Source organism: Stenotrophomonas sp. MH181796, from assembly GCF_009659995.1.
GTDB lineage: Bacteria > Pseudomonadota > Gammaproteobacteria > Xanthomonadales > Xanthomonadaceae > Stenotrophomonas > Stenotrophomonas riyadhensis.
Genome location: NZ_RAHU01000006.1, coordinates 226667 through 247952, shown reverse-complemented (window position 1 = coordinate 247952; position 21286 = coordinate 226667). Strand labels below are relative to the sequence as shown.

General features: G+C 67.1%; 14 protein-coding genes. 2 read left to right on the top strand and 12 right to left on the bottom strand.

Annotation, left to right across the window (positions count from 1 at the left end):
- Positions 1-29: 29 nt before the first annotated feature.
- On the top strand, positions 30-995 hold the full coding sequence (locus D5301_RS16255) for a DUF4434 domain-containing protein (protein ID WP_110711024.1): 966 nt from the start codon (positions 30-32) through the stop codon (positions 993-995).
- Here the strand turns inward: D5301_RS16255 and D5301_RS16250 are convergent.
- The 8 genes from D5301_RS16250 to D5301_RS16215 all read right to left on the bottom strand — a co-directional run bounded on the left by D5301_RS16250 (position 989) and on the right by D5301_RS16215 (position 14661).
- Positions 989-3823: a hypothetical protein gene (locus D5301_RS16250; protein ID WP_153856275.1), complete on the bottom strand. Its 2835-nt coding sequence runs from the start codon at positions 3821-3823 to the stop codon at positions 989-991. The two genes, D5301_RS16255 and D5301_RS16250, sit on opposite strands and share 7 nt — an antisense overlap.
- The gene (locus D5301_RS16245) at positions 3820-5967 is read right to left on the bottom strand and encodes a glycosyl transferase family protein (protein ID WP_324187338.1); all 2148 of its coding nucleotides are present in this window, start codon (positions 5965-5967) and stop codon (positions 3820-3822) included. Before D5301_RS16245 ends, D5301_RS16250 begins: the two co-directional genes overlap by 4 nt.
- A 6-nt stretch (positions 5968-5973) precedes the next feature.
- Positions 5974-8175, bottom strand: a complete 2202-nt coding sequence (locus tag D5301_RS16240; RefSeq protein ID WP_153856274.1) for a hypothetical protein — start codon at positions 8173-8175, stop codon at positions 5974-5976.
- Positions 8172-9356, bottom strand: a complete 1185-nt coding sequence (wecB, locus tag D5301_RS16235; protein WP_153856273.1) for a UDP-N-acetylglucosamine 2-epimerase (non-hydrolyzing) — start codon at positions 9354-9356, stop codon at positions 8172-8174. Before wecB ends, D5301_RS16240 begins: the two co-directional genes overlap by 4 nt.
- Positions 9357-9622: 266 nt before the next feature.
- Positions 9623-10660, bottom strand: a complete 1038-nt coding sequence (locus D5301_RS16230) for a fimbrial protein (protein ID WP_153856272.1) — start codon at positions 10658-10660, stop codon at positions 9623-9625.
- A complete protein-coding gene (locus D5301_RS16225) occupies positions 10651-13215 on the bottom strand; it encodes a fimbria/pilus outer membrane usher protein (RefSeq protein ID WP_153856367.1) in 2565 nt (854 codons plus the stop codon). The genes D5301_RS16230 and D5301_RS16225 overlap by 10 nt, the downstream gene beginning before the upstream one ends.
- Before the next feature lie 92 nt (positions 13216-13307).
- On the bottom strand, positions 13308-14036 hold the full coding sequence (locus D5301_RS16220) for a fimbria/pilus periplasmic chaperone (protein ID WP_153856271.1): 729 nt from the start codon (positions 14034-14036) through the stop codon (positions 13308-13310).
- Positions 14037-14121: 85 nt separating this feature from the next.
- On the bottom strand, positions 14122-14661 hold the full coding sequence (locus D5301_RS16215) for a fimbrial protein (RefSeq protein ID WP_094000459.1): 540 nt from the start codon (positions 14659-14661) through the stop codon (positions 14122-14124).
- 459 nt (positions 14662-15120) lie between these two features.
- Between D5301_RS16215 and D5301_RS16210 the strand changes: the two genes are divergently transcribed.
- A complete protein-coding gene (locus tag D5301_RS16210; protein ID WP_014645902.1) occupies positions 15121-15486 on the top strand; it encodes a hypothetical protein in 366 nt (121 codons plus the stop codon).
- A gap of 16 nt (positions 15487-15502) precedes the next feature.
- Here D5301_RS16210 and pncB read toward each other — a convergent pair whose 3' ends face one another.
- The 4 genes from pncB to gspD all read right to left on the bottom strand — a co-directional run bounded on the left by pncB (position 15503) and on the right by gspD (position 21277).
- Entirely contained in the window at positions 15503-16684 is a 1182-nt protein-coding gene (gene pncB / locus D5301_RS16205) for a nicotinate phosphoribosyltransferase (RefSeq protein WP_110711016.1), read from the bottom strand.
- 106 nt (positions 16685-16790) lie between these two features.
- Complete coding sequence (locus tag D5301_RS16200) at positions 16791-17630, bottom strand: glycosyltransferase family 2 protein (RefSeq protein WP_110711015.1); 840 nt, start codon at positions 17628-17630, stop codon at positions 16791-16793.
- A complete protein-coding gene (locus D5301_RS16195; RefSeq protein WP_153856270.1) occupies positions 17627-18478 on the bottom strand; it encodes a glycosyltransferase in 852 nt (283 codons plus the stop codon). Before D5301_RS16195 ends, D5301_RS16200 begins: the two co-directional genes overlap by 4 nt.
- Positions 18479-19075: 597 nt before the next feature.
- The gene (gspD, locus tag D5301_RS16190; protein WP_153856269.1) at positions 19076-21277 is read right to left on the bottom strand and encodes a type II secretion system secretin GspD; all 2202 of its coding nucleotides are present in this window, start codon (positions 21275-21277) and stop codon (positions 19076-19078) included.
- Between the last annotated feature and the right edge of the window lie 9 nt (positions 21278-21286).

Sequence of the window (21286 nt, the reverse complement as noted above, 5' to 3'; positions counted from 1 at the left end):
CTGTCCTTCCCACGGATCCGTCTTCGCCGTTGCGCCGTCGATTGCTGCGCGCGGCGGTTCTGGCGCCGTTGGCCGGTACGCTCGCTACCCTGCCCGGCTGCTCGCTGCCGGTGCAGGTCGATGGCACCTTCCTGCAGCCGTGGCGCAGCCACCTGCAATGGGGCCTGGCCGACTGGCAGCGATCCTTGAAGCTTGCACGTACGCTGGGCTGCCGGCAGCTGGTGCTGCAGTGGACCGGCATCGTCGGTGGCAGCGACGGCGACTGGTCACTGCCCGACGGCAGCCTGCAGCAGCTGTTCACCGCGGCCAGCGAGAACGATATCCGCATCCGTGTCGGCCTGCCCTTCCAGCAACGCTGGTGGCAGGCCATCGGCGCAGACGACGCCACGCTGCAGGCGTTCCTGGCCGACAGCCTGGCGCATGCACGCCGCTGGTTGGCACAGGCGCCCTGGGCGCAGCAGCCGGCCTTCGGGGGCTGGTACCTGCCTTACGAACTGGAGCAGTACCACTGGGCCGATCCGGCCCGCCAGCAATGGCTGGCGCAGTGGCTGCAGGGGCTGGTGCAGGCCGCCAGCGCACGCGGCGGCGACTGCGCGATGTCCTGCTACTTCAGCCGCCTGCAGACCGATGGCAACCTGGTCACGCTGTGGCAGGCGCTACTCGCGCACGCGGCCGTGCGACCGATGGTGCAGGACGGCGTGGGGGTGGCCGGCGCTGGCAACGTGCAGCAGTTGCAACCGCTGCTCGATCATTTCCACGCGCACAGCATCGGCTTCGATGCGATCGTTGAGTTGTTCCGCGAACTGCCCGGCGGCCCCGCCGACGGCAGCGGATTCAAGGGCGAAACGGCCGATGCCGCACGCATCCAGCGGCAGTTGGCATGGGCACGCGACAGCGGCGCACAGCACGTGCTGGTCTATGCACTGGAGCCATGGCTGACCCAGGACACGCCGCAGGCCGCGGCGCTGCGACGACGCTGGGGCCTGCCTCAGTAGTAGAGGATGGCGGTGGCGAACAGGCCCTTGGCGCGCTGCGTATCACCGCCGCCGATCGCGAAGCGGTACTGCACGGTCAGGTCCAGGTAGGAGCGCGGCGTGTTGTAGTGGTCCTCGCGGAACCAGTAGCGCACGCCCACGCCCGGTCCTGCGCCAAGTGACCAGCTGCGCTGCGTATCGTTGAGCGCGAACGACTGCGCCGGGAACAGCGGATAGCGGATGTCGCGCACGCGCGAGCGCTGGTCGAGCCAGTCCGCTCCCACCACCACATACGGCGTGACCACCCACTGGGTCTGCCCTGCACCGAAGCGGAAGCTTCGCCCGGCACGCAGTTCACCGGCAGCGAACCACTGTTCGCGATGCAGGCGCCCGTTGGCATCGCCGATCCGCCGCACCGGCGTACCGTTGGCATCGAGCGCGTCGAGGGTGAAGGTGGCACCGTTGTCGTCCCAGGTATATCCCCCCTGCGCGTAGCCACTGACCATCCACCACTGGTTCACATCGGTGCGCAGATCGGTGCCGTGGTAATAGCCGTAGGTCAGGTAGGACATCCAGCCGCCGGAACCGCTGGCCAAGCGGTAGCGCGCCAGCGTGCTGGCTTCCAGTGACCGGTTCAGTCCCAGCTGCAGGCGGCACTGCACGGCCGCCGATGCGGGGTAGACCTCACCCTGGCGGGTTGCGCTGCCCAGGAACTGGCGGCGCTCGATGCCGGCGCTCAGACCGGTCTGGCCAAATGCGTAGCGCAGGCCGAACGAGGCGATGGTGGACGGCCAGCCGGTGGTGGAGCGCGAATGACTGAGGCGCTCGGCGCGTGCACGCGCATCCGGCGTTGATTCGCCGGTGCACGGATCCACCGCACGGATCGATTCATAGGTGCCGCCTTCGTCGTACAGCGTATTGAGCAGGCGTGCGTAGAGCTCCAGCGTGCCATGCTGGTCATTGAACGCGGGTGGCCGCCAGAACGCCTCCAGCGTGCTGAACACCGAATCGCCCGGCGTGCTGATCGCCGCACCGCCGACATTGGTTGCGGCCTGGCGCGCGCCACGGAAACCCGCCGAAGCGATCACGCCCCACTCGCGCGAGTAATTGGCGATGGCATTGCGCACGTTGTAGCGCTGGTGCTCATCCAGTGCCAGCTCACCGGCATCGGCGCGATCAATGGCGCTACGCAGCAGCGTCACCGCCTGTGGATGATCGCCGTTGGCCGCACTCGCGTACGCCTGGTCCAGCACCACGCTCTTCGGCGCCTTGCCGGTGGCCTCGGCGGCACGGAAGTCGGCCAGTGCCTGTGCCGGGTCCCTTGCCTTCTGGTTGAGGTAGCCGCGCTGCATCAGTGCTCCTGCGTCATCAGGGTGCTGTGCCAGCGCCGTATCCAGCCGCCGCCGCGCTTCGTCCTGCTGGGCACGGTTGCCCGCTGCCAGCGTGGTGGTCAGCAGGCCTTGCAGGTTCGCGTCGTCCGGTGCGTGCTGCACCGCCTGCCGTGCCTCATCGATGGCGTCAGCGTAGTCCCGCCGCGCATAGGCAGCGTAGGCGCGCTGTGCGGCACCGCCATCCCCCTGCAGGTCGGCCGGCATCAGCTCGCAGACATTGCCTGTGTCGCCAGACTGGCAGTGCTGGAACGGTGCCGGGTAGGCCTGGGCGCTGATGCGGGGAAGCGCGCGACTGGAGCGGATCGCCCGGGCGCGTTGCTCGATGCCCTGCTGCAGCAGCTGCTGCGCGCGTGTATCGCCCGCATCGGTTGGCAATGCCGACTGCAAGGGTGCCAGCAGCGCCGCGGCGCGCGTGCGGTCGGCACTGGCCAGCGCCGCATCCACCGCCAGCAGGCGCACGTTGCGTTGCTGCGTTGTTGACCCCGACGCAGCGAGTGCGGTGTCGAAGTCCTCATTGGCGAGCGCGGTATTGCCCTGGCGCTGGTGCAGGTAACCGCGCATGACCCGTGCATTGAGGTCGTTGGCATCCACCTGCAATGCCTGATCAGCACTGTGCTCAGCGTCGGCCAGCTGATCGCCCTGCAGCTGTGCGGTGATCAGCAGCAACCGGTATGAAGCCACGTCGGGGGCCAGGTCCACGGCAGCGTGGGCCTGCTCAATGGCGGCGGCATCCTCGCCTGCGGACAGCGATTGATAGGCCTGCTGGGCCTGCAGCAGGGCGCGTTGGCGGTCCAGTGCCACGCGCCGCGCGCGTAGCGCCTCGACATTCGGTGCGCCCAACCGCAGCGCGGTGCTGATGGCGGCGTCGGCCTGTTCGGGCTGCTGTTGTGCCTCCAGCGCCGCCACCCACAGCAACGCCCAGGCACCCTGCGTCGGCTGCTGCCGGAAGGCCTGTTCGGCCTTGCCGGCCGCCTCTCCCATCCGCCCGGCGTCATAGGCCGCGTATGCCTCGGTGGCCAGCGCGTAGGCCTGCTGCCTGCTGCGGTCTGCGGCACTGCCGACCGGACGCGACGGGGATGTCGTGCGCGCACCTTTGCCGCCAGTCGCCGCGCCACGTGCAGCGGTGGCAGCCGCCAGCGCCGGCAACGCCGGATCCGTCAACCCCGCATCCAGTGCACGACGCGCCTGCTGCTGCGCCTCGGCACCTCGCCCCAGTTTCTGCAACGCATAGATCTGCAGCAGGCGCAGCCGCACCACGTCCGGGCGCAGCCGGATCGCTTCGCTGGACTGCTGGTAGGCTGCGCGGTAGTCACCACGCTCATACGCGGCAAACGCTTGTTCGGCGATACGGTAGGCAGCTCCAGACAATGGCAGCTGCGCATCGGCCTGGGCCTGTACCGATACGCTGGCCGTGGCCAACGCGACGGCAATGACGGTGGACAGCAGCGTGGTCTTCATGCCGGCAAGGCTCCGGGAGGCGGTGACTGCAGCGCGGCCGCACGCCGGCGCTGCTCCTGCATGGCCTGGGCCACAGCCTCTTCGGTGGTGATGCCCTGCTTCACCAGGTAATCGCCGATGCGGCCGTCGCGCTGCGGCATGTAGTCGTCCAGTGCGATCTCGAACCGCGCGTGGTCGATCAGGCGCATCTCCACCAGCAGGTCACCCAGCAAGGGCACGTTGTCCAGGTGCCACTGCCGGTCGCCACCGATCAGACGCAGACCCGCGTTGATCTCGCTTTCGCGGGCAATGTTCTGTTCGATGTGCTCGCTGCGGGTTTCCTGCTTCAGCAGTGCCAACGCCTCTTCGGGCAATGGGCTGGCCACCGCCAGCCGCAGGGTGCCTTGCTCGCGCGGTGGCAGCGGCAACATGCGCCATTGCACGCAGGCATCGGCACTGACCGGGAACTGGCACGCGCGCAGGTAGTCCACATCGATTACCGCGCGTTGCAGGTCGCCCTGGAAGGCAATCGCCTCGGCCAGCGTTTCATCATCCAGCCAGCCCTGGGTGAGCAGGATGCGGCCCAGTGGCTGCTGCCGGCCGGCATGCTGCTGGTCCAGCGCCTGCTGGAGCCGCTCGGGCTCCACTGCCTGCCAGGTGGTCAACAGCTCACCGAGCTGCTTGCGGGTCTGCACCAGCTGCGCGGCATCCGGGAAGTCGTGCATGGTCTTGTCCCAGACCATGCGCTTGCCGAACAGCAGGTAGGCCAGGAACACCTTCCATGCGCGTGCGGTGGCCATGAAATTGATCATGTTGCCAACCACCATGCGCGGGATCGACATCAGCGCATGCTCCCAGCCATACAGCCGGTTGACGAAGTAGAAGCGCTGCACGACCCGGGTCGCCAGCGCCGCCGTGGTCAGCAGCGCCACGTTCATCTGCCAGGTACCGGCCTGGAACACGCTGGGGAACTGCATCGTCCACAGCCCGGTCATCTTCAGCAGCCAGAACAGCAGCAGCTGCAGGAAGATGAGGTAGGCGATGATGCTGACGAACGAGGTGATGATGCCCTTGCGGTCACGCGCCAGCAGGTACTTGGTGGCCAGCGAGCCACGCCAGCCCAGCGACTCCCAGCTCTGCAGGCCGATGCCCAGCACCCAGCGCGCCTTCTGCCGGTACGACGCGCGGAAGTTGTCGGGGAAGTACTCGCGCACGCACAGCGCCATCTGCTGGGTGCGCTCGCGTACCGGGCCCCAGCCGAACCATGACGGGCGACGCACGCGGAACTGCACCGGGAAGCGCGCGAAGATCGACTGCATGCCCATCGCCGCAAGCCGCGCACCAACGTCGTAATCCTCGGTGAGGCTGTCGGTGTTGAAGGGCTGGTTGTCGGTCTGCGCGCTCAGCGCCAGCAGCGCGCGCCGCGAGAAGCAGGTACCGACGCCCGCCGACGGCACCATGCCGGAAACACTTTCACGCACCACCAGATCCTTGGCGTGCCATTCGGCGAACTCGTCCATGTAGACGCCGGCCACCAGCTCGTACCACTCGCGGTCCAGCGAGGTGACCGGCAGCTGGATCATGTCCTTGCGCGGCAGCAGGTAGTTGTAGAAGCGCAGTTCCATCGGGTGCAGCACGTCTTCGCTGTCGTGCAGGATCACCCCGGCGAACTCGATGTCGTGGCGCTTCTCGTAATCGAAGATGGCCAGGATCAGCCAGTTCAGGCAGTCGGCCTTGCTGGTAGGCCCATCATGCGGCACTTCCACGCGGCGCAGGCGCTTGTAGCGGCGGCGCATGCGCTCCACTTCGTCGATGGTCTGCTGGTCGTTGGGATAGGTGCCGACGAACACCACGTACTCACGGTAGTCGAGCACGTTGATCATGTTCTCCACCATCTGCGCGATGACGTCGTACTCCATCCACGCCGGCACCATGATCGCCAGCGGCTGTTCCGGCCGCTGCAGCAGGTCGTCCTGGGTCAGTGGCCGGTAGGCCTCGCGGCGCTTGATCGTGAGTGCGCGCCAGCTCTCACGCACCCAGTACCAGACATCGATGAACAGGTCATCGAGGCTGGAGATCAGGATCAGCACGGCCACCGCCGCCGCCGTGGTTTCCAGGGCGGCGTAGTAGTTGGCCAGCTGGATGTTCCAGAACAGACCGTCCACGGCGGATCAGTGCCCTGTGTTGGCGGACTTGCGGCGGCGCACCTGGGTGACGCGGGCGGCCAGCAGCGCGAACACGATCACGCCGACCAGCAGCAGCAACCAGACCATGTGCCGTTCCCACTTCGATTGCGGATTGCCGTCCTGCGCGATACGCGTGCCATAGGGATCCTGGCGGTCGAATTCGCGCACGGCATCACTGCCGTCGAGCACGGCGAGATCGCCGCGCAGCAGCCGGAACGGCGCGCCGAACGACGGTGCCTGCGCACCGAGGTCGCTGTAGAGAACGCCCAGCTGGCCTCCGGACGACCCCACCTGCACCACGGCAGCACGATCCAGCCCGCTGACATCTAGCAGTGGCTGCGGCGTGCCACCGATCTGCAGATGACCGTCCTTCAGGCCGGCCACATCGACACCGGACGGCGCCACGCCGAACGCCAGCCACGGCGCACCCGGGCTGACCGCCGCACCGGCATCGACCACCTTCAGTTCCGATGCCTCCGGCGACGCGCTCACTGCACTGGCCACGGCGATGACCTTGCCCAGTGAGGTCGGCGCGTCCTGCAGCCAGGTGCCGGGCACGAACACCTGGTTGCCGCGCGACAGCCGGCTGCTGGCACCGACGAAGTCACTGCCCAGCGAACGCTTGGCCAGGGTCAGGTGGCTGCTGGGCAGGATCGAGACGGGGTAGCCGGTGGCCGGATCGTGGCAATAGGGGCGTGCCGGTTGGCGCAGGAAGCTGACGCGGATCTCGTTGCGCGCCGACAGGGCGTAGGCCGGCACCTTGGCCACCAGCCGTTGCGGCTGGCCGTTGGCCGACAGCACCTTGCCACCCAGCAGGTAATCGTTGAAATGGATCGTAGCCACCGCACCCTGTCCGGCCGCGTTGGGTGCCGCCGAGACATCGATCACCACTTCCTCGGGCAGGCGCCCATCGGCCGACAGCGCGCCGAGGTCGAAACTCGCGCTGCGGTCGGCGCGGGTGACCACATCCATCGTACCGGCGATGTTGCCGAGGCGGCTCAGCAGCACCTGGTCTCCGTCGAGCTTCGGCGTTCCCGCTTGGCTGACCTGCAGGCTGCGGCCCAGCGCGTAACTGCGCCACTGTTCGGCGAACAGTCCGGCGACCTTGCCCGCCGCCGCCGGGTCGACCACCAGCGTCGGGCGGCCGGCAACAGCGACCACGCTGACCGAGGCGTTGGCCGCGGGCTTTTCCAGCCCAGCCATGTCGGCACTGCGCCAGGCACTGAAGGCCGTGCCCGCATCGGCACCCGTAGCGGCAACCTGTACGGCCAGCGCGTCCAGTGCCGCGCGTGCGCCGGTCCGCAACGCATCGCTGCCGATCATCACGTCAGCGGCCAAGGGCCCACTGTCACGCAACGACAGCAGCGCCCCCACTTCGGCCAGGTCCTTGATCGCATGCGTACGCTCGCCGGCAACCAGCGCGGCATAGGCCGGCACGCCCTGCAGGCTGGCCGGGATGCTGATGCCGGTCAGGTCGACGCTGTCACCGACCTTGGGCAGCGCCACCACCTGCACCTGCTTGCCGCCGACCTGCAACGCGGTACCGATGCGCCAGGCGGCGTCGTAGGCCGGCGCCTGCAGCGCCTTGCCATCCACCAGCAGCCGCACCTGCGGTGGCAGCGCGCCCCAGGCCTTGGCCACGGTATCCACGGCACGCCCATCGAAGCGGTAGCTGAAGCGCGAGTCCGGCGACAGCCGCAGCACGTTGGCCGGTGCGCTCTGGTCGGCACACTGGTAGTCGGACACGATCGACCACCAGCCGACGCCGACCCGCACGAAACCGTTCTGCCGGGGTTCGCCATCGATGGCCAGCAGCTGGCTGGCGTCGCCCTGCGCGTCGGTGATCGAGCGCGCGGCGATCGGATCGCCATCGACCGACCACAGGCCCGAGGTGCGCCCGGCGTGGCCGCGCACATAGCGCCCGTCCAGCTGCAGTTGCGCATCGCGGGTGGCGACGCCGGCCGGTACCGGCAGGTAGACCTCGCGCTGGCTCTCCTGCCCGCTCAGCACCAGCGGTTGGCGGAAACCAAGTTCGCGCAGGGTCATCTGCCGGTTCACCGTGCTGTCGCCGCTCCATTCGGCGAACTGGCCGGCGACGTTGTCGGCGGCATGGGCAGTGCCGACCACGCCCGACAGGACGAACGCGGCGGCGGAAACAAACAGGGGAGAGCGGCCGGTCTGGGTCATGGCGTCACTTCATGCGGATGGGGGTGGGCGGCACCGCCGCTGCGGAGACCGGGCGAGAATTCGGGAAGCGGCGTGCCGCGCAGGGCAGCGACGATGCGGGCGCTGGCGCGGCCGTCCCCGTAGGGACTGGCATCAGGCTCGAAGCGGGTCGGCTGCGGTGGCTGGGCCAGTGCCGCATTGACCCCCTCGACGATGCGCGAGGGCGTGGTACCGACCAGCGTCACCACACCGGCCTCGACCGCCTCCGGGCGCTCGGTGACGTCGCGCATCACCAGAACGGGTCTGGCCAGCGCGGGCGCTTCTTCCTGCACGCCCCCGGAGTCGGTGAGGATGACGTCCGCACGCTGCATCAGGCGCACGAAGCGCAGGTAATCCTGCGGTGGCACCAGGTGCACGTTGTCGAGGTGGCCGAGGTGGGCGTTGACCGGGCCCTGCACGTTCGGGTTGAGGTGCACCGGGTACAGCACCTGCAGGTCCGGCCGCCGTGCCAGTTCGGCCAGCGCGCGGCAGATGTCCTCGAAGCCCTGGCCGAAACTCTCGCGGCGATGGCCGGTGACCAGCAGCAGCCGGCGGCCGGGGTCAAGCATGTGGAAGGGCTGATCGGCATGGGCTCGCAGTGCCGGATCGGCATCCAGGCGCTCTACGGTCTGCTGCAGGGCATCGATGACGGTGTTGCCGGTGACCAGGATCTGCCCGCCCAGATGCTCCCGGGCCAGGTTGGCGCGCGAGCTGGGGGTGGGCGCATACAGCTGGTGGCCGACCACATCGATCACCCGCCGGTTCATTTCCTCCGGCCAGGGCCGGTTGATGTCGCCGGTGCGCAGGCCGGCCTCGACGTGGCCGATCGGGATGCGGTGATGGAACGCGGCCAGCGCCGCAGTCATCGCCGTGGTGGTATCGCCATGCACCAGCACCCGGTCCGGGCGCACCTGCGTGTAGAGCGCGTCAAGCCGCTCGAACAACTTCGCGCACAGCCCATTGAGGGTCTGGTTGGGCACCATGACATCCAGGTCATGGTCGGCGCTGATCTCGAACAGCGACATCACCTGGTCCAGCATCGCCCGGTGCTGGCCGGTGATGCAGACCACCGATTCGATGTCCGCAGCCCCCGCCAGGGCCCGTACCAGCGGCCCCATCTTGATCGCTTCCGGCCGCGTGCCGAACACCGACAGGACCTTCATGGCAGCGCTCCGGAAGGCCGGTGCGACGAGGGGCAGGCAGCTGTAGCCACGTCTGGATCCTTTCGATGATCCCGTCCAATACCCGCAGGCAGGAGACGGTCATCTCATGAGGAAACTCCAAATTCGCGACATACATCACATTAAGTCGACTGTATGCGCGTCGTGGCATCGATCTTCATCGTTGCAGGATCAAGACGCAGTCAACGCCGCCCGTGGAACGGACGACGTTGCGGTGGAACGCAGCAGTGGCGCGGCCTGCGGCCGCCTTACTCGTACTGGATGGTGAACGTGGCCTGGCCGTTCGCGACACCGGCGCCGACGGTGCCGGCCTGGGTCTGCACATAGCGTGCACGCAGCGGCAGTGCCATCACGCTGGTACCCGGCGCGGTGGTGCCGACGTTGATGGTCTGGCCGAAGCGCACTTCGCGCTCGGTGCTGCCATCGCGCTGGACCATCTGGATGCCGATGCGGGTGGCGCTGTTGCTGGCCGCACTGAGCTTCAGTACGCCCGGCATGTTCGAGCTGTCCTGGTCGGCATCGAGGCGGATGCCGATCTTGCTCTGGTAGGCCGCGACATTGCTGCCCTGGCAGTTCAGGCGGATCTCGAAGTCACGATCAACGGCCTTGGAGCCGACACCGGTGAAGGTGGTGTTGGGCACGCTGCCGAAATCGACGGCAATGTTGCGGCTGCCGGCCTGCACTTCGCAGGTCGGGCTGACCACGGTGGTGCCCGAGCCCTTGAAGGTCGAGGTCAGCACGGGACGCCCGGGGCCATCGCCGTCGAAGTAATACGTGGTGAAGCGGCCATTCGGCGCGATCACGCCGGAACCGGTCTGAGCGGCAGTCTTGATCAGCTGGATGCGGAAGCGACCGCCGATCAACGTAACCGTCGAATTGCCGCCGAAAGTGAGCTGATGCGGGTAATAGACCTGGATCGAACCCGAATCACGGAACAGTTTGATGCCCACGCCAGGAACATCGGTTTCATACGTATCCGAGAAGCCCGGCACCGGGCGCTTCTGCGCGGCGTTGACGTACTCACCGATCGAACGGCCTCCGGACCAGTAGTCACAGCTGGCAACCCGGTCACGCTGGTTGATCGATTCGCTGATTTCCTTGATCACGCCACCGACCGGCGTGCTGGGCAGGATCACGATCTGCCCCATGTCCATGGTGACGTCCTGCGCAACGAAACCGTTGATCTGGATGCGGCAGGCCGCACTGGCCTGCTGTGCCAGCAACACACCGCCCAACAATGCGAGGCCGGCGAGTGCCTTGCGGCCACGGGAAGAAATCATCGGCATGCTGCCTCCAGCGGGATGAAGCCGGTCTTGGACGCATCGGCGCCTGCCGGTACCTGGTAATCGACGGTGCAGCGCTGGTCGGCGCCGGCGCCCCACTCCACCAGCAGGCTGCCCTGGTTCTTGTCACTGCGCACGTACAGGCGGCCACCCTGGCTGACCATGCCCACCGGCTGGCCCTGCTCGTCCTTGACCTGTGCACCGAACGGCATGGTGCGGCCATCGGGGTTGCGGACCTGGATCAGCAGCGCGTTGCCCTTGCGGGTATCGAAGCGCAGGTAGCTGATCGCACCGGCGAACGGCGCGACCGACTGGCTGGTGCTTTCCAGTTCGATGTCGTGGGCCATGCCCTGCGGGTCGAGGGTGACGGTGTTGAGGCGATAGGGCGACACATACGGCACCACGGCGTAGCCGCGGCCATCGACACGCAGGCCCGGGGCGTTGCTGACGATCGCATCGCGCGCACCCGGTGCTTCGACCAGCACCATGGTGTCGCCACGCTGCGGGGTGAAGGTGAAGCCGCCCGGATGCACGACCACGCTGCCGTTGGCACCGACCGAGGCCTGGCGGAAATCACGCGAATGGCTGTAGGTGGCGTTCAACGCGGAGTAGCGGCTGCGGTACTCGGCATTGCCGACCGCGGTGGTGCCACCCTCGCGGGAATCGGACAGGGCCACGCCGTAGCTGAAGTTGTTGTCGACGCCGGTCGAACCGGTGATGCCGACGCGGCTGTTGTCGTAGCCACCGCGGTCGCGCACGCCGAGATCGGCGCTGAACGACACCGGGTGGGTGCCACGGCCCAGCGGCACGCTCATCGACAGCAGGTACTGGGTGTCGGAGCGGCCAAGCACGCCCTCTTCGGTGCGCAGCGCCGAGAAGCCGTAGTTCACCGAACGCCAGGCATTGTTGTAGCCCACCTGGTACTGCTTGGAGGTGCCGGAACGGTCGTAGAAGTCACGCACCGAGCCGGTCACGTACAGCGCGCCGCCGCGACGGCCCAGCGGCTGGTTCAGCGTTACCTGGAACTGGCTGCGTTGACGGCCACGGGTGGTCGGATCGATGCCGCGCTTGTCCGAATCACGGCCATACAGCGCGTCCTGCAGGCTGTAGAAGCCCTCGGTCGAATAACGGTAGGCGGCCAGGGTCAGGTTGGTCCCGGTCTCGCCGATCATGTTGCTGTAGCTCAAGCGCACGCTGGCACCGGTGTGGTCGCCATAGTGGTCGAACGAGGTGCGTGCATGAGTGACGTCGGCGGCGAAGGCGCCGACCGGCGTGGACAGGCCGACACCGTACAGCAGCGACAGGTAGCCATCGCTCAGCGCCGTGCCGCCGTACAGGGTCAGCTGGTTGCCGATACCGCGCTGGTAGGTGCCCTGCACCAGCCACGGCTCATCGGCCAGCAGCTTGTTGCGCACCTGGCCGGCGGTCAGCGCGTAGCGCGACACGCCTTCGCGCAGCATCTGCGGCACCGAACCGAACGGCACCTTGAATTCGCGGCGGCGGCCATCGGCCTCGATCACGCTCACTTCCAGGTCGCCGCCGTAGCCGGTCGGGTACAGGTCGTCGATGACGAAGCTGCCCGGCGACACGGTGGAGGAATAGATCAGCTGCTGGTTCTGGCGCACTTCAACGCGTGCGTTGGTTTCGGCAATGCCGCGCACGACCGGCGCGTAGCCGCGCAGCGAATCGGGCAGCATGCGGTCATCGCTGGCCAGGCTGGCGCCGCGGTAACCGATCGAATCGAACAGTTCGCCGGTGGTGTAGGCCTCACCGATGGTGAGCATGCCGCGCACCTGCGGGATGCCGCGCTGTGCGTAAGTGGCGATGCTCTGCCAGTGGCGGCCGTTGCCTTCGGACCAGGTCAGGTTGGAATCGTGGCGGAACTGCCAGCCCCCCAGGTTCAGGCCGGCGTTGAGGCCGAGGTAGGCACTGCGGTTGCGCTGGCCACCCTCGACGCGGCTGTCGCTGTCGATGGCGTTGAAGCTGTAGCCGACGAAGCCGGCATTGATGCCGCGGTCCCACAGCGAAGGATTGACGTAGCCACGCGCTTCACGACGCAGGAACACCTGCGGGATGCTGAGGTCGTAACGCAGGTTGCCGCTGTCATAGATGCCGTAGGCATTGGCCATGCGCCGCTGCACCGGCACGCAGCTGGTCTTGTCGGTCGGCACGGACGGATCCTGCTGCAGCAGCACGGCCTCGCTGTCCACGCCCATTTCTTCCAGCATCGGCAACGGCAGGCAGGCGTCGACACGGCCCTGCTCATCGGCCTTGAACTGCAGGTCGCGGCGGCCCTGCCAGCCACCGTTGACGTAGACGTCGACGCGGTAGGTGCCGGCCACCATCGGGTTGCCATTGGTGAAGGACGCCAGATCGACCTGCTTGGCCTGGCCGGACAGGAAGCTGGAGTTGAACTGGGCCGACTCGGGTGCACGCGCATTGGCCGCACCGCTCTGCGCCATCAGCGCCTGTTCGCCGAGATTGGCCGGGGCAGCCAGCGCCCATCCTGGGCAGGCCACGCCAGCAACCAGCAGGCAGATCGCCTGATGGATCGACAATGTCAATCTGTTTCCGATCACACTGACATTCCTTCAATTCGCCGCACGGCGGCGGTGGCGGGATGCGCAGGCCCAAGTCCCGCGCGGCGCGTTCAGCCCCCGGTGCTGCCGAGGCGGACCTTGTGTTCCACCCGACCGCCGTAATCGTTGATGGTGATGAAGCGCACCTGGTCGGAGCCCGCCGGTGCGGTGAACTCCAGGCTCTGCTTCGGCGCGACCATCGCGCCCTTGTCTTCGACGGTCTTCTCGCTGCTGCCGGTCACGGCATGCACTTCAGCCAGCGTGACGTGGAAGGGGCTCGGGTTTTCCACCCGCAGGCGGTCGCCAGTGCGGGTCCAGCGCAGCGCTGCCGGCGCGTCGTTGGCGACGCCCTTCAGGCCCTGCGGCCGGTAGAAAAGCTTCAGCCGCGAACGGAACGCGACCTGCAGGTAATTCTGGTCACCGCTGTCGGCGTTGTCGGGCGACGGCGGCACGTCCAGCACGTTCAGCCAGAACACCGACTCGCGGTCGGTCGGCAGCTGCGCGCCGGAGAAGATCAGGCGCAACGCCTGGCTGCGGCCCGGCTCGACGCGCGCGATGGGCGGCGTCAGTACGAACGGGGCATCGCTGGTATCAGCGGTCTGGTTGGCGTCGCCGCTGTCGATCCAGGCCTGCACCAGCGCCGGCGATTCGCCCACGTTGTCGACCTGCACGGTGACTTCGCGCGCCTGCGCCGGATAGATCACTCGCGTGCCGTTGACCACCACGCCGGCCAGAGCGTTCTGGCAGAAGGGCAGCGTGAACGCTGCCAGCAGCAGCGCCCGGGGAAAGATTGCTTTCATCGGAAGTACTACGCTCGAGGGGTGTGGCCAGAGGCCGCGGAGCACTGGCCGGCGCGTACGCCGGCCAGTGCGGGTACGGCTACGATCAGTTGTAGATGATCGTGTACTTGACGCTGCTGGTGACGTCGCCCGGGGTGGCGGCGGCAGTGGCGTAGTACTCAGCGTAGTAGTTCAGATCGGCCGAGCCGTCGGTGCCGACGGTGACCCACTGCGAGTTGGTCTGGGCCAGGCCAGCGCCGGCAGCCTTGATCGGCAGGAACTGGTTGTTCGAACCCAGCAGCTGCAGCTGCACGTTGGTGGCAGCGTTGGCCGAGGACTGGTTGACCAGGCGGCCGCTGTTGAAGTCGACGGTCGAACCCGGCTCGAAGTAGGTCGCGACGTTGCCGGCGCTGCACTTGGTCAGGTTGATGGCGAACGGGGTACGGCCCGCAACGGCACCGGCGGTGGCCAGAGTGTTCTTGGACACGGTCGGCAGGTTGACGGCGAAGTCCTTGCCGCCCGGGGTCGAGATGGTGCAGGTCTTGTCGGTGACCTTGCCATTGAAGGTGATGGTGCCGTCGGCGGCGTTGGCGGCCAGCGGAGCGGCGGCCAGCATCAGAGCGGCAATGAGATTGATCTTGTGCATTCGCTTTTACCTAACCCTACTGAAGAGATGAGAAGTAGAGGAGGAAGCAAGGAGCACTGCCGGGCTATCAAGACCCATCCTTGCGTCTCACCTGTGGCCGGACTCGGACATACCTTCCCCTGAATCCGTGACGCAAGTATAGGCGCAACTGTGATGAAAGTCTCATTATTTTTCTGAACGCCAATTCATTGACGCATTAAATGTGACGTGGTAGGCAGAATGGGATCCCGACGGGCATGGAGGATTTGACGGCGACGCGATCAGGTCGCGAACGGCCCTGGATGACGGGTTGAGCGGCGCGTTCGGCATGCGCGAAAACAGGCCTTTTTCAGGTGGAAATCGCCTTATTTGATGCGCATCACTCTTTCTTGGTGATGGCCCTAGCAGATTCGGATTTGTCCTATTAAAGACGGATCGAACCTGTCGCTAACTAGGACACACCGAACCAGAGAACGTGTCATGAGGAATTCCATTCTGCTGTGTGTGGCCCTGATGTCCGTCAGTGCACTGGCCCAGGCCAGCAGCGGCAGCATCCGTTTCAGCGGCCGTATCGCCGAGCCGGGCTGCACGACGAACCTGTCCCAGGGTGAGCTGAGCCTGGCGGCCTGCCCGCCGTCGGCCAAGGGCTCGACGGTGGCCGTGACGGCACTGGCCGATGGCCAGGCCGCGACGCTGCGCGATGGCAAGCGTCAGGGCCAGAAGCTGTCGGTGTCGGCCAGCGCGATGCGCGCCGGCGATATCGCCTTCTCCGAGCGCTACAGCGTGCAGGCTTCGAAGCAGCAGCCGCTGCAGGGTGCTTACCTGGTCGTGGTCGACTACCTGTAAGCCCTGCCGGCCGGTATTACTCCGGCTGCGGCAACTCGAACACCTGGCGCAGATAGGCCAGATAGCCGGGATCGTCGCACATGCTCTTGCCCGGCGAATCGCTGAGCTTGGCCACCGGCTGGCCGTTGCAGCGGACCATCTTGATGACGATGTTGAGCGGCGTCGGGCCCAGATCATTGGTCAGGTGGGTGCCGACGCCGAACGCGACCTGGCAGCGCCCCCTGAAGTAGTCGTACAGGCGCATCACCTTGGCGATGTCGAGCCCGTCGCTGAACACCAGCACCTTGCTGCGCGGATCGACGCGGCGCTGCTGGAAGTGCGCAAGCATGCGGTCACCCCAGTCGAACGGATCGCCGGAATCATGGCGCACGCCGTCGAACAGCTTGCAGAAGTACATGTCGAAGTCGCGCAGGAACGCATCCAGGCCGACCACGTCGGACAGCGCGATGCCCAGATCGCCGCGATACTCGCGCGCCCACGACTCCAGTGCCGCCACCTGCGAATCACGCAGGCGCGGGCCCAGTGCCTGGAACGCCTGCAGGTACTCATGGGCCATGGTGCCGTGCGGGGTCATGCCGTACAGGCGGGCGAAGTGCACGTTGCTGGTACCGACCAGCTGCGGGCCGAGCGCATCGCGCAGCAGCGGCAGCAGGCGGGCGTGCCAGTCACGCGAGTAGCGTCGACGGCTGCCATAGTCGGCGATGCGGCATTGCTCGAAGCCGGGGGTATCGCGCAGCAGCGCGGCCTTGGCCTGCAGGCGGCGCTCGCCCTCGGCGAAATCGGCCGTGGTGGTGTTGCGGAACCAGACTTCGTTGATGATCGCCAGCAGCGGCACTTCGAACAGGATGGTGTGCAGCCACGGACCGGTGATGTCCAGTTCGATCTCGCCGGGCACGGTCTTCGAGGCGCGCAGCTGGATGTACTTGCGGTCGAGGTGGAACAGGCCGAGGAAATCGGCGAAGTCCGGCTTCACGAAGCGCAGGCCACGCATGTAATCCAGCTCCGCATCACTGAAGCGCAGGCTGCACAGGTGGTCGATCTCTTCGTCGATCTGGTCGATGTAGCGGGCCAGGTCGATGCCGGGGGTGCGGCACTTGAACCGGTACTGCACCTGGGCGCCGGGGTGCTGGTGGAGCACCGCCTGCATCATGGTGAACTTGTACAGATCGGTGTCGAGCAGGGACTGGATGATAGGCATGGGGCGGATTATGCGCCCGGCGGAGTGAACCGTGGGCGCGCCCGCCTTCCGTAGAGCCGAGCCCACGCTCGGCTGGATGTTGCCTGAGCCGAGCGTGGGCTCGGCTCTACAACGACCTGCGCAGCAGCCTCGGCACCAGCATCAGGGCATGCGCCCAGATCGCGCCCCACACCGCCACGCGCACCGGCAGCGAGCGCTGCCTGGCCTCGAACTTCTGGAAATAGCGCCACAGGCCCTTGTGCTTGTGCCATTCAACGAAGAACGGCCGCGAACGGCTGGAGACACCGCGCACGTGGGTGACATGCAGGTCGTTGGCGATCGCCACCACCGCGCCGGCCTCGCGTGCGCGGCGGCACAGGTCCAGGTCCTCGGCGTGCAGGCGGTAGCCCGCGTCCCAGCCGCCGATGCGCTCGAACAGTGCGCGCGGCATCATCAGCAGCGCACCGGACAGGGCCGGCACCCGCTGCAGCGCCTGGTGCGGCTCACGCGGCACCGCCAGCTTCGAACCCTTCCCGGGCGAACGCAGCATCAACAGGAAATCCGGATCACGACGGCGTACCGCCTCGTCGGCATGGCCATGCTCGTCCAGCTGCTCAACACCCAGCAGGCAGTCGCCCAAGGCTTCGGCACGGCGGCGCAGTTCAGCCAACGTATCCGGCTCGACCATCAGATCCGGGTTGATGAAGGCCAGCCACGGGCTGTGCGAATCGGCCACGCCCTGGTTGTTGGCGGCGGCAAAGCCGGGATTGTCCGGATTGCCGACGAAGCGCACGCGGGGGTCGTGGCTGGCATGCCGCTGCACGATGTCCAGCGTGCCATCCATCGAGCCATTGTCGATCACCCGGATCTCGGCCACGTCCTGCGCCTGGCGCAGGCGCGAGAGGCAGGCGTCGATGGTGCTGCCACTCTGGTAGGTGACGACGATGGCGGCAATGGCAACATTCAAACGGGTGGCTCCGGCGCGGACGGGACGAACAGGTCGCCCTGTTCCTTCGGCATTATCGCCTGCCGCATGCGCTGCTGCAGGTCGGCGCGCAGCCCGTGCAGCGGGTCGTGCATCAGGAAGTCCGCCAACCGAGGCACCCAGCCCGGCCAACGCGCGGCCAGCGCTTCGAGATCGCCGTCACGGCTGACCGCCTCCCCTGCCCGGCTGACGAAAGCGGTCTCGCACAGCACGTTGCGCCAACCCAATCCGGCCATGCGCAGGCTGAGGTCGACCAGCGCCGCGTTCCAGCCGGCATAGCTGTCCACGTCCAGGCCACCGGCACGACGGCGCGCGTTGCCACGCACCAGCACCGCGTGGGTGACCGCCGACGGCAGCTCCGGGTGCAGCGTTGGCAAGCTCGCGCAGGTGTGCGCCAGCAGGTCCGGATCTTCAGGCTCGGGATTGATTTCGCCCAAGCGCGGCCAGGCGGAGGTTTCACCGGCGTTGCACCAGGGGGTTGCGGTTGCGATGGCCGCGTCGCGGGCAAAGGCATCCTGCAGCTGCTGCAGCCAGCCCGGTGCCGGCATGCTGTCCGGTGCCAGCACCGCCACGTCGAGGCCATCGCAGGCGCGCAGCATTTCATCGAGGTGGGCGACTTCGCCCAGCGGCCGTGCGCGCCGGGTGTACTCGGCCTGCAATGGCGTATGTGCCAACCAGTGTTCCACCACCGCCTGCGCACGCGGCCCGGTCTGCGCGTCGTCGGCCAACCAGACCGCGGTTCCCGGCGCGGTGCCGGCATCCAGCGCAGCCAGGCAACGATCCAGTGCAGCATCGTCCACGCACAGCGGCAACAACACGATCGCCCCCATCCCGCCTCCGTGGTTGTCGGTAGCCACAGCCTAGCACTGGGAGGGTATCGGCCGGGTTGCACCCGGCGCCCGCAGAGGCCAGAGCCAGAGCCGAAGCAACAGCCGGAGCAAAAGCTGGGTTCCTGGGGGATGGCGGGGTGGGTCCGGTTGCGGGGGACGCCGTAAACCCGTCCATGGGGGCTTGGCCGCGGCATCCATGCCGCGGACACCCCCGCAACCGGACCCACCCCGCCTTCGACAGTTGCCTGCGATCTGCCGGGCATTGCTTTCTGTAGAGCCGAGCCATGCTCGGCTCAGATCTCACAGATATCGAAATATTCGATTTCGATGGAGCGTCTTCCACGCATGGTGTGGATCCAGCGTGTCGACCAAAGTCGACACCTACCAACAGCACACGGAATCTGTCAGAGGCGGGGCGGTGTGGGTTGGCAGGACCGTTGGCGCCATGGATGGCGCCATCGAGCCCCCAGGGACGGGTTTACGGCGTGTCCTGCCAACCCACACCGCCCCGCCATCCCCCAGAAACCCGCTGTTGCTGTTGCTGTTGCTGTTGCTCCAGCCTCTGCGGGTGCCGGGCGCAGCCCGGCCGTAAACCCCTTACTTCTTTGCGCGCGGCTGGTTCAGCGGTTCCATCGCGCGGAAGCGCTGGCTGTACTCGTCGGTCAGGGTGCGTGCTTCCTGCCCGTTGCGCACGATGCTCGGGGTCAGCAGCACGATCACCTCCGAACGACGGCTGGTGCGGCTCTTCTGCCCGAACAGAGCACCTACCACGGGAATCCGGCTCAGGCCAGGAATACCGCTGCTGCCATCGGTGGCCGTGTCGGTGATCAGGCCGGCCAGCATGATGGTGTCCCCGCTCTGCACCGCCGCTTCGGTCGACAGCTTCTTGGTGGAAATACGCGGGTTGCAGTTGCGCTCCGTCGGATTGCAATTGTCCGGCACGTTGGAGGCACTGCTCACTTCCTGCACGATGTCGAGGAACACGGTGCCATCACGGGTCACGCGCGGCCGCACCTTCAGGATCACGCCGGTGTCGATGTACTGCACCGAGCTGTAGGTGCCGGCGCCGATACCGGTGTTCACCGTGGTGGTGTTGATCGGCACCTTGTCGCCTACGTTGAGCGTGGCCTCGGCGTTGTTGCGCACGAACACCGAGGGGGTCTGCAGCAGGCGTACATCGGTGACCTTGTCCAGCGCGCTTACCACCGCTGCGCCATTGTGGCCGGTGAACGCCCAGCCCAGCCCTTCGCCGGCGGTTGCGGCACCGGCGAAGCTGCTCCAGGAGCCGCCGGCAGCCGCCGGCAGGGTCACGCCACTCAATGCGCCGGTCAGCGCCCGCCCGGCCACCGCGTTGTCGAAGAACCAGTTCACGCCGTACTTCAGGTCCCCCTCCAGTGCGACCTCGGCCACCTGCGCTTCGATATGCACCTGCAGCGGCATCACGTCCAGCTTCTCGATCACTTCGCGGATCGAACGCCAGGCCTGCGGGGTCGAACGCACCAGCAGGGTGTTGGTTTCCTCCACCGCCGACACGCCCACGCGATCGCCTTCCACTTCCAGGCTGACGCTGACATTGCCGGACTGGCGCTGCGGCAGGTTCATGCTGCCGTTGCCGGTGCCACTGGAACCACTGCCCGACGTCGAACCGAAATTGCTGCTGTTGTTGCTGTCCATGCCACGATCACCGTCGCTGCCCAGCTGCGACGGCATCGCGCCCGGTGCCAGCGATGCAGGGCTGGAGCCGCCGCGGTTGCCACTGCTGGCGAACGCTTCGCTGAGGCGCTCGGCCAGGTCACGTGCCTTGATGTAGCGCAGCTCGTAGGAGAACAGGCGCGCACTGCCACCGGCCGTATCAATACGGTCCAGCCACTGCTGGATCTGGTCCAGGTAACGCACCTGCGGGGTGATCACCAGCACCGCGTTGGCATTTTCCAACGGCAGGAAGCGGAACATGCCGGCGCTGGGCGTCTTGCTCTCCTCGCCGAACACTTTTTCCAGGTCGGCGGCGACCTGCTCGGCCTTGCCGGACTGGATCGGGAACACGCCCACCGACATGCCCGAGAGCCAGTCAACGTCGAAGATCTCGACGGTGCGCATGTAGTTTTCCAGCTCGGCGCGGGTACCGCCCAGGGTGATCACGTTGCGGCCACTGTCGACGTTGACGATGGCGTTGGGCCGCGCATACGGCTCCAGCACCTTCTTCATCTCGGTGGCGGAGATGAACTGCAGCGGGATCACACGCACTTCGAAACCGCGCGCGCTGGCAGCCGGCGCCGTGCTCGGTGCGACGGTACCGGCCAGCGCCTGATCGGCGGCGACGATGTTGTAGCGGCCGCCGCTGTACACCATGCGGGCGTTGTTCCAGCCCAGCACCATTTCCAGCAGGTTCAACGCCTGCGCCGGCGACACCGGCTTGGGCGTCGCCAGCGTGACCGTGCCCTGCACCCCGGGTGCGATCACGTAGTTCTGGCCCAGCATGTCACCGAGGATGGCCTTGACCACCGCGTGCACCGACTCGCCTTCGAAATTGAAGGTCGCCTCACCGGTGCTGGCGCCATGCAGTGCCGGTGCCGGAGCGCGGGCCGCTTCGCGGTTGATCATGGTGCCGGTGCCACGTCGGATCACCGCCTGCGGAGCGCCCTGGGCGTCACGGGCAGCGTCAGCGGCGACTTCGGCCGCTTGGCCGGCCTCGGCAGTGGGCGACAGATTGCCCTTGCGCTGCACATGCGGCGCGGACACGGTGCTGCAGCCGACCAGCAGCGCGAGGGCAAAGGACCAGGGAAGGAAACGCAGGCTCATGCATTCACT